General features: G+C 72.1%; 6 protein-coding genes. 4 read left to right on the plus strand and 2 right to left on the minus strand.

All coding sequences use genetic code 11. The annotated features are described in order from the left end of the window. The coding region (locus FrCorBMG51_RS30105) for a glycosyltransferase family 2 protein (protein ID WP_200902580.1) at nt 1-1,168 on the plus strand (1,168 nt) is incomplete at its 5' end. Between the two features lie 138 nt (nt 1,169-1,306). On the opposite strand, the gene FrCorBMG51_RS23605 is transcribed toward FrCorBMG51_RS30105, so the two are convergent. Together FrCorBMG51_RS23605 and FrCorBMG51_RS23610 are read right to left on the minus strand one after the other, a co-directional pair. Next, nucleotides 1,307-1,762, minus strand: a complete 456-nt coding sequence (locus FrCorBMG51_RS23605) for an ATP-binding protein (protein ID WP_047225206.1) — start codon at nt 1,760-1,762, stop codon at nt 1,307-1,309. A gap of 248 nt (nt 1,763-2,010) precedes the next feature. Continuing rightward, complete coding sequence (locus FrCorBMG51_RS23610; protein ID WP_047225207.1) at nt 2,011-2,388, minus strand: hypothetical protein; 378 nt, start codon at nt 2,386-2,388, stop codon at nt 2,011-2,013. A gap of 2,694 nt (nt 2,389-5,082) precedes the next feature. Here FrCorBMG51_RS23610 and FrCorBMG51_RS23625 point away from each other — a divergent pair. The 3 genes from FrCorBMG51_RS23625 to FrCorBMG51_RS23640 all read left to right on the plus strand — a co-directional run. Continuing rightward, entirely contained in the window at nt 5,083-5,469 is a 387-nt protein-coding gene (locus FrCorBMG51_RS23625; protein ID WP_043603102.1) for a GroES family chaperonin, read from the plus strand. Between the two features lie 706 nt (nt 5,470-6,175). Beyond that, a complete protein-coding gene (locus FrCorBMG51_RS23630) occupies nt 6,176-6,475 on the plus strand; it encodes a DUF4193 family protein (protein ID WP_013872769.1) in 300 nt (99 codons plus the stop codon). 1,323 nt (nt 6,476-7,798) lie between these two features. Beyond that, on the plus strand, nt 7,799-9,330 hold a 1,532-nt coding region (locus tag FrCorBMG51_RS23640), incomplete at its 3' end, for a winged helix-turn-helix domain-containing protein (RefSeq protein ID WP_476742245.1).

Consider the following 9,330-nt stretch of genomic DNA (forward strand, 5'->3'; position numbering starts at 1 on the left):
CCGGCGGCGCAAGGCCGCCCGCCGGCGCCTGCGGAGTACCGACCTGCGCCGGCGGACGGACACCGGGTTCCGTCCGCCGGTCAGTGTGATCATTCCTGCCTACAACGAGGCGGTCGGCATCGCCGACACCGTCCGCTCGATGGTCGCCAACGACTACCTCGATCTTGAGGTGATCGTGGTCGACGACGGCTCCAGCGACGGCACCGCCGACATCGTCGAACAGCTCGGACTGCCCGGGGTGCTGGTCGTCCGGCAGGCCAACCAGGGCAAACCAGCTGCTCTCAACCACGGCATCGCCGTCGCCTCCGCCGACGTGCTCGTCCTCGTCGACGGGGACACCGTCTTCGAACCGGACACGGTCCACCACGCCGTCCAGCCGCTGCGCGACCCGGCCGTCGGCGCCGTCGCCGGCAACACCAAGGTCGGCAACCGGCGGGGGCTGCTCGGCCGCTGGCAGCACATCGAATACGTGCAGGGCTTCAACCTGGACCGCCGGATGTACGACGTGCTCCAGTGCATGCCGACCGTGCCGGGGGCGATCGGCGCGTTCCGCCGGGAGGCGTTGGAATCGGTCGGAGGCGTCTCGGAGGACACCCTCGCCGAGGACACCGATCTGACCATGGCGCTGTGCCGCGCCGGCTGGCGGGTCGTCTACGCCGAACAGGCCCGGGCCTGGACCGAGGCGCCGGCCACCCTCGGCGCCCTGTGGCGGCAGCGCTACCGCTGGTGCTACGGCACGATGCAGGCGATGTGGAAGCATCGGCATGCCGTGGTCGAACGCGGCGCCGCCGGCCGGTTCGGCCGCCGCGCCCTGCCCTATCTGCTGATGTTCCAGGTCCTGCTGCCGATGCTTGCCCCCGTCATCGACCTGATGGCCCTCTACGGCCTGCTGTTCGCCGATCGTGGTGCTGTCCTCATCTCGTATGCCGGCTTCCTCGCCGTCCAGCTCGCCACCACCGCCTACGCCTTCCACCTCGACCGGGAACGGTTCGGCCCCCTGTGGACCCTGCCGCTCCAGCAGATCGTCTACCGCCAGGTGATGTACCTGGTGGTCATCCAGTCCGTGGTCAGCGCCGTGCTCGGCAGCCGGCTGCGCTGGCACAAGCTCGCCCGCGCCGGCAGCGCCGGCTCCGCGCTGGAGACCCGCACCCCCGTCGAACCAGCCTGATAGCGGATCATCATTCTTCGCTACCGGCTGAGCGCTGCTCGGGACCGCCTCTCCCGGTGAATCTCAGTTGGCTCCACGACGACGGCCACCGCTCTCACCGCCCGCTGCGGGCTCGACCCGAGTGCTCGGGGGAGCTGTTCAGCGGAAAAGGCGGAATGCGGTGGGGGAGCGGACAGCGTCCACGGGGACGCGAGGGTGGACGGGGGCTGCGAGTTCGAACCAGACGTGTTTGCCGGGGCTGTCGTTGGCGGATTTGTCCACGCCCCACTCGCTGGCGAGCGCCGCCACCAGGTGCATGCCGCGGCCGGACTCGTCGTCGTCACGTACGGTCCGTAGCACCGGGTGGGTATTGCTGCCGTCGCCGACCGCTATCCGCACCCGGTCCTTCTGCGCGACGACCTGGACGTGCAGCGGATCGTCCGACCTTGTGTAACGGACGGCGTTGGTGACGACCTCGCTGACCAGCAGGCGAGCGACCTCGGCGTCCTCCTCGCGGCCCCAGGTCGACAGCAGCTCGTTGACCAGGCGTCTGGCACGCCCGGCGGCGCGGGCGTTGGCGGGAAGATCGAAGCGTGCGGTAAGAGCTTCGGCCACGCCTCAACCCTCCACGGGTAACCGCCGACGGCCGTACCGTCGAACATCGCCTTGGGCCCGTCGCCGTCGTCGCGTTCATGCCACATGCCGTCTGCATTCAAACCTTGCCGACGCCGACCTGTCACGGACCGTCGGGTTACTCGGCGGGCCCCGAACCGCCCCGTACGCACGACCGGTTGGTCCGCGTCCGGCGGGACACCGACAGTACGATCATGCTTTTCCTGTGCTGCCGGGGGGTTTCGGCGAGGTCAGATCACGTCGATGCCGTCGAGGATGTTGCCGTAGCCGGGCCAGTGGGCGCCGCTGCTGTCACTGATCGTGTCGTCCTGGGCTGCGGCGCGAGGCGGTCTCCCCGGGCGTTCGGCCTGCGGCCCCCGGGCGTTCGGCGGGGCGCCCGGATCACCGCCGCCGGGATGCGACGCGGTGGTGTACGGCTGGCGTGCCGGGTCCGGCCCCGGATGCGGCCGGCCTGCCGAGCGGGTGGGCGGAATACCCATCGGCCCGGAGATCAACGGCGCGAGACGGGCCGTGGGGATGGCCGCTTCCCTGGGCGGGTACGCCGGCGGCTGGTCACCGGCTCCCGGCCCCGGCCCCGGCACGAGCGGCCAGGGCTGCGGCTCGCGCACCGGCGGCTGCCGGAACGGCTCGGCGGGCCNCGGCGGGCCGTTGCCGCGCCGGCAACGGGCCCGTCACCGGCTGCTGACCACCCGGCCGCGGCGCGGAAGGCGGGGCGGGCGGGGTGCCTGACGGCATCTGCCACCCGTCCGGTGTGGGCGTGACGTCGGCCGGGCGCGGCGGCTGGGGCCTTCGCGGCGGCTGTGGCGGCTGTGGCTGCTGCGCCGTCTGGGGTGCCTGGGGCGGTTGCGGTATGCGGTGCGCGCCGGTTGACAGCGAGGCGGTGGAGGACGGGATCCATCCGGTGGGGTTGCCAGGGGTCGCCGAGACCGGGTAGGCGCCTGTGCCCGGCCCACCTGGGCCTGTTCCGAGCGGCCCCGTGCCCGGGCCGTTCGGGCCCGTGGCCGACGTCGGAGCCGCCGGCAGCGGGGGAATCGGCCCGCTGACCCGCGGCATGCCGGAGAACGGCGGGAGGGAGCCGGGGGGTGCGGGTGGGAGCGGTGCGGGCGCGGGGGGTGCCTGTGCGGGAGGCGGGACGGCGTCACCCGGTCTGGGGCCCCCTGGTCTGGGGCCGTCCGAGATGAGGCCCCCCGGGATGGGGCTGCCCGGGATGGGGCCGCCCGCGGCGGCGGCGCGCGTCGCGACGGTGGGCGGCGCGGGCGGGGCTGTGGGCGGGACGATGGTGACGGGCGGGACCGGGGGCGCGACGCCGGCCCCGGGTGCGGCACCGGTACCGGGCGCGATCGGAGGCGCGGTGGTGGCCCCGGGCATGACGGGTATCCCAGGCATGGTGGTGGATGCGGGCGTACCGGCCTCGACGGGTCTCGCTTCCAGGGCCTCCAGGGCATCCAGGGCCGCTTGGGCACGCTGTCGCCTGACATCTGGATCCGGGGCCTGCTCGTCGTCATCCGGCTGTGGGGACATGCCGGTGACGGCCACGACCGTCGGGCACGGCCAGAGCCGGTCACAGCTCACGCACAGATCGAACTCGTTCGCCTGGTGGAGGTCGAGCAGCGTGAGCAGGGACCCGATGTGCGCCATCATCTTCGGACCAGCCAGGACAGGCCCGTTGGAAATCATGCGAAGTTCCGAGCGCAACCGGTTGCAGTAGCGCTCGACCTCATCCGTCCGCTGATCCTCCATCGATGCCAGCATGCACCATCACCCGGTGGGAAGTGCTACCGGTACCGTCCTTGAGCGACCATTTTGGTCATCACACTACCTTTTGTAGCCTTACCTGCAAACTCTGTTACCAGATGTCGCTTCTGTCACCAAAAGCCGGGTGTTGCCACCGATGGCGGGGTACCGGCGGCTGGACGGCGACATGATCCGGACGACGGCCGTTGCCACCGGGGCACCCAGCGGCCCGATCACCTGGCCAGGCGGCAACCGGCTGCCCGGCCGCGCGCCGCCGATTGCCAGCCGCCCTGCCACCACTCGCCGGCTGTCGCTGACCAACCGTCTGGCCACCAGCCGCACGGGCGGTCGAGCGACCGCCCGTGATGTTCATCCCCGTTCGGGGCGGACCTCGTCCGGACGGCGGACCTGGCGCATCAGGCCCTCCTGGAGACGGGCGAACTCCTCGACGTACGGGCTGTCGACCTGGCCGGGCACGCCCGGGCCACCCGGGACCGGCTCCTTGATGCCGCCCTGGATGGCGCCCGCCTGCCGGTCGAAGACCGGCTCNGCCGGTCGAAGACCGGCTCGAATCCGGCGAACTGCCCACCGGCGCCGCCGGGGCCGAGGCGTTCTCCCTGCCCGTCGAAACTGGGGTAGTGGGTGGCGACGGCGGTCGGCGGCGCGCCACCGCGCTCACCCTGCCCGTCGTAGCCGCCCGAGAACGAGGGCAGGTTCGGCGGGCCGCCCGGGCCGGGACGTTCGCTGGGGGCTTCGAACGACGGGTAGTGGGCGCCGTTGCCGCCCGGGCCGCGCTCGTCGGCGGGCGGGTCGTACCCGAACGACGAGCCGTTGGACGACGGCTGGGCCGCGCCGATGGCCGGGACGTTCGAGCGGCCGGCTGGTTCACCGCCCAGCTCGGGCTCGCCCGGTCCGAACGCGTCCGCTGGCGGGTAGATCCGTGCCGACAGGCTGACCGACAGCGGGTCGCTACCGTAGGTGATTACGTCTACCTGGTCGTCCGCCCCGATGCCGCCGTTGCGGGCCAGGTCGACGAACCGGAAAAGATCAGCCCAGCGCAGGCCGTCAAGGTCCACACTGATTCGCAAAGCCATCGTCGTGCCTCATCTCACGGTTCCAGCGTGCCGACCCAACCATTGCCTGACCCTGCCTGACCCATTGCCCGTGCCCGAACCCATCATCTGGGTCACTGCCTGGGCCACCGCCTGACCACTGCTTGGCCCGCTGTTGCCTTCGCCTTCGCCTTCGGTGCCGCGACTGCCGGACGACGTGGAGCTCTCCGGCGGTGGCCCGGCGCCGGTTCGCCGGCCCGGCAACAGCGGGAGGCCGACGATGGGCGGGAGCTTATACCCCGTTGGGGGTGCATTCCCCATCCGGGGAGGTTTGTGCGTTTGTACCGGGAATCCGCGGTCCGTGGGTTGTCGCGGGGTGTTGACCTGGCTCGGGCAGGCTCGGGTGAGCCCCGGACGGACCCGGACGGACTTGGATGGACTTGGGCGGACTCGGATGGACAGCGCCATCGTCCACCGTTGTAGGACGGTGCCGCCCGGGCGGGTAGTGTCCGGCGTGTGAGTGTTGCTTCCGGCGGTGTCAACGGTATGGCTGGCGTTGGCGGCATGGCTGGTGTGGACATGCGTGCCGGATCGTTGCCGATCAGACTTCTTCATGATCGGGTCCTTGTCGCTCCCCGTGAGGACTCGGCCGACCGCCGCTCGAAGGCCGGGATCGTCATTCCCGCCACGGCGCAGATGGGTAAGCGACTGTCCTGGGCGGACGTGGTCGCGGTGGGTACGGCTGTACGTACCATCCAGGTGAGCGACCGGGTGCTCTACGATCCGGAGGAACGGGCCGAGGTCGAGCTGCACGGCACGACCTATGTGCTCCTGCGCGAGCGGGATGTGCACGCGGTGGCCGCTGAGCGTCTCGATGACGGTCTGACCGGCCTGTACCTGTAGAGCTGTACCTGTAAAGTGGTCCGTCCGTGGGGGCCCGCCCCCACGGCGACGGCCAGGAACCGGGCATCCGGCCGGTGGGCCGGTGGGCGCCGGGTGAGCCTGGGCGCCCACATGTCGATCTGGCTACGGGTCGTTCCGTCCCGGTGACTTCATGATCGCTATTCTCTGACTCGGCTCATCCCGGCCGGAGCGGAGCGATCATGCCTGTTCGCGCGCCGGGCCGCGGGCCACGACGGCTGCGATCGACGGGGAGCGGATCGACGGGGAGTGGCAGGGATCGGCGGGGGCGGTCCGGGTGGATCCGGTAAGGCCTACCAGATCGGGTTCCCCGAGATGTCCGGACTCGACCGGGTCGACGTTATCGGCCCGTCTGTCGGAAATACCACCGCGCTATACCGGAATACGACGAGAAGATGGATGTGTCGGGTCTGACATCGAGGCGAACACGTGATGCCTGGCCTGTCGCCGCGCGGAACCGTATTGTACGCGTCGGTCGAGGGAGATCCGTTGTCCTGTATCGACCACGCAGGGATGTAGACAAACCTCGTCGGCTGTGCCCGCGTCGGAGTCGTTGCGTATTGTAGCCGCTCGATCCTGTTCGGGTACGGGCCTGGACGGGTACCGACACGCGGCTGTGCATCGCGTCTCGCGCGCATGGCTGATCGCAACCGTAGGGAACGACTGGAACCGTAAGGAAGGAGACTCGATGGCTCGTGACTTCGACGCCCGGCGGGGCACTGACGTCGAGGATGACGAACTCCAGGAGCAGAGCCTGGAGACGCTGAAGGCACAGCGGGCCGGAGCCGCGGCCGATCTCGGAGACGATGTCGACGCTCTCGAGGCGGAGCTGGATCTTCCGGACGCCGAGGTGCGTGACGAGGAGCTGTCCCTGCGGGTGCTGCCGAGACAGGCTGACGAGTTCACCTGTACGAGCTGTTTCCTCGTCCACCATCGCAGCCAGCTCGCGGACGCGCGTCGCGCGGTCTGCGCGGACTGCGCCGCCTAGCGCCGGCCATCGGAGAAGATCGACGCGGGCTTGTCGCTGGGTACGCCCGCAGGGGCCAAGAAGCGTACCCAACGACAAACTCGTCTGGATCATGCTTTGTACGGACGGGGCTGCGGGCAGTGCCCGTGCCGGCCGGTGTTCGTCGGAAGCGCTTCGACGGACACCGGCCGGGGCACCTGATCTGGTTTTGCGCACGCCTGGCGGCGCCGGCGGACTCGGCCGGCGCCGCCAGGCGTGCGATCATGATCTTTTCGGTCGGCGGGGCCCGCGGGATGCGCGGCTGCGCACCCTGCCACCGCGGGCTGGGAGCCGGCCTGGGAGGCCCAGTTCCCCGGTCTCGGGGCCGGGCCTACAACAGGCGGGCCAGCAGGCGGGCCAAACAGGCGGGCCAAACAGGCAGGCGCCGTCCGTCAACGGGCGGACGCTGGCTACGGGCCCGGTTCCCGCGCTCCCCGGTAGCGGGCGGGTCGCTGTCGGGGGTGCCGCCGGGGGATGCCGGTGTGTACGTGGAGCCCACGTGACATTTCCGGTCTTCGTGTTCTGGCGGGCATGACGCCGCCAGGTGCGTCGTGGCCCGGTCGCGGCTGGCCCCTTTTCGACGGGTTCGTGGGTGTCTGGTCAGCGGTCTCGTCTTGCCCATAACCGCTCGTCGCGATACCACTACGTTGCGCGCCTGGTCGGTTGGGGGTTGTGACATGGTTGACGGTAAGGTGTCCGCGGCCGTTACTTCTTACCTGGATACATCCGCCGCGAGGGTGCCCCTCGTCATCGCGCGGACGAACGCGCCGCCACTGCCCGCCATCCACGTCCCGCGCATCCGCCTCTGGGAGGCCATCGACCGGGGCGTGCGCGGCGGGGTCACGGCGATCAGCGGGCCAGCGGGTTCCGGCAAGACCGTCCTCGCCGCATCCTGGGCCGCCGCCGGCCGCTGGGCGGGGCCGGTCGCCTGGTTGTCGGTGGACGCCGACGCAATCACCGAGCTGTGGTTCCACCTGCTGTGCGCGCTGGAACGCGGGGGTGCCATCCCGGCGGGGGCCGGGGCGCTGCGCTACGGGTCGGCAGCCCCCAGATCGGCCGTTGCCGCCGCGGCTGCCGGNTGCCGCCGCGGCTGCCGGTGGCCGCGGCGGCGCCACCGCGGCGGTCGACGGGACATCGCCACTCGTCGGCGATACCGGGCCCGTCCGGCCCGTTGGACCTGCCGGACCCGCTGGGCCCGTTGGACCTGCCGGATCCATCGGGCCCGGCGGCTCGGGATGGTTCTGGCGGGAGCTGGCCAACGCCCTCACCGAGCTGTCCGCGCCGGTCGTACTGATCATTGACGACGTGCACCTGATCGCCGATCCGGTCGTGCTCGCCGGGCTGGAGCTGCTGGCGGCCTGCGCCGGGCCGACGCTGCGGCTCGTGCTCTGCTCGCGTTACCCGGTCCTCGCGCTGCACCGGCTGCGCCTCGACGGCCGGCTGGTCGAGATCGGCCCCGCCGACATCGCCTTCACCGCGGGGGAGACGTCCGCGCTGCTGCGCGCCCACGGCGTCGAGCTGTCCGATGCCGGCCGGAACCAGCTGCTGGAGCATACCGAGGGCTGGGCCGCGGGCCTGCGGCTGTGGGCCGCCCGCGCCCCCTTCGCCGGCACGGGCCAGGCGTCCGCCGCCGGCGAAGGGGGCGCCGGATGGCCGGGCGGTGCCGACGGTGCCGATAGTGGCGGTGGCGGTGCCGAAGGCGGTGATGCCACCACGGCCGTCGCGCATCCCGGCCGTGAGGTCGCCGAGTACCTCGGCGCGGAGGTCCTCGGCGGCCAGCCGTGGGCGGTCCGCCGTCTGCTGCTGCGCGCCAGCGTGCTCGACCGGCTGACCGGACCGCTGCTCGACGTCGTCGCCGCCGAGCCCGGCGGGACGGCCGCGGCGCTCACCCCGGTCGCCGGTGCCGCCACCGTCGGGCGGGACAGCCCGGCCGTGGACGGGCGGATGCTGCTGGCGGACCTGGCCCGGACCAACTCGTTCGTGATCGGTATCGACGGCGACGACACCTGGTACCGCTTCCACCGGCTGCTCGCCGAGACCCTGCACGCCGATCTCGTGCGGGAGGCCCGGGAGGACGAGCCCGAGCTGCACCTGCGCGCCGCCATGTGGTTCGCCGACCACGGGGACCTCTCCGCCGCCGTGCGGCACGCCTGCCGTGCCGGCGACTGGCGCTATGCCGCCTGCCTGCTCGTCGAGAGCGGTCTCGGGGTGCTTCCCAGGCCGGATGCCCCAGGCGTGGACGTCGACCGGGTCGGCATGCTGGTGGACGCCTTCCCCGCCGGATCGGTCGACCAGTCGGCCGAGTGCGCCCTTGTCGTGGCAGCCCGCCACCTGCGGGCCGGCGCCGCCGAGCCCGCGGCCGGCTGCCTGGACGCCGCGCGGGCCGGGGTGACCAGCCTGCCGGCGAAACGCAGACGTCTGGTGGCGACCGCCGCGGACCTCCTGGAGATTCGGCGCGCCGAACTGCGGGCGGACACCGACGGAATGCTCAACTACGCCCGCCGGCTGCTGCGCGCCGGCCAGCGTCCGCACGACGCGTCCGAGTGCCATGATCCTGACCAGTGGCGGGGCTACCCCGCGGCACGGGCTGTCGCGCTTGCCGCCCGGGGGCGCGCCGATCTGTGGCGCGGCCGGCCGGACAGCGCCTTCGAGACCCTGCGGACGGCGCTGCGGCTGGCCGGGGAGACCGGCATGGACGACGTGGAACTGTCCTGTCTGGGCAGCCTCGCGCTGCTGCACGCCTGGCGCGGACGGCTGCGCCAGGCCCGGGCGTGGGCCGACGCGGCGGTGGACGCCGGCCGGGGCCGGCCGGCCGGCGGCGGCGGTCCGGCCGGCAG

Source organism: Protofrankia coriariae (assembly GCF_001017755.1).
GTDB lineage: Bacteria > Actinomycetota > Actinomycetes > Frankiales > Frankiaceae > Protofrankia > Protofrankia coriariae.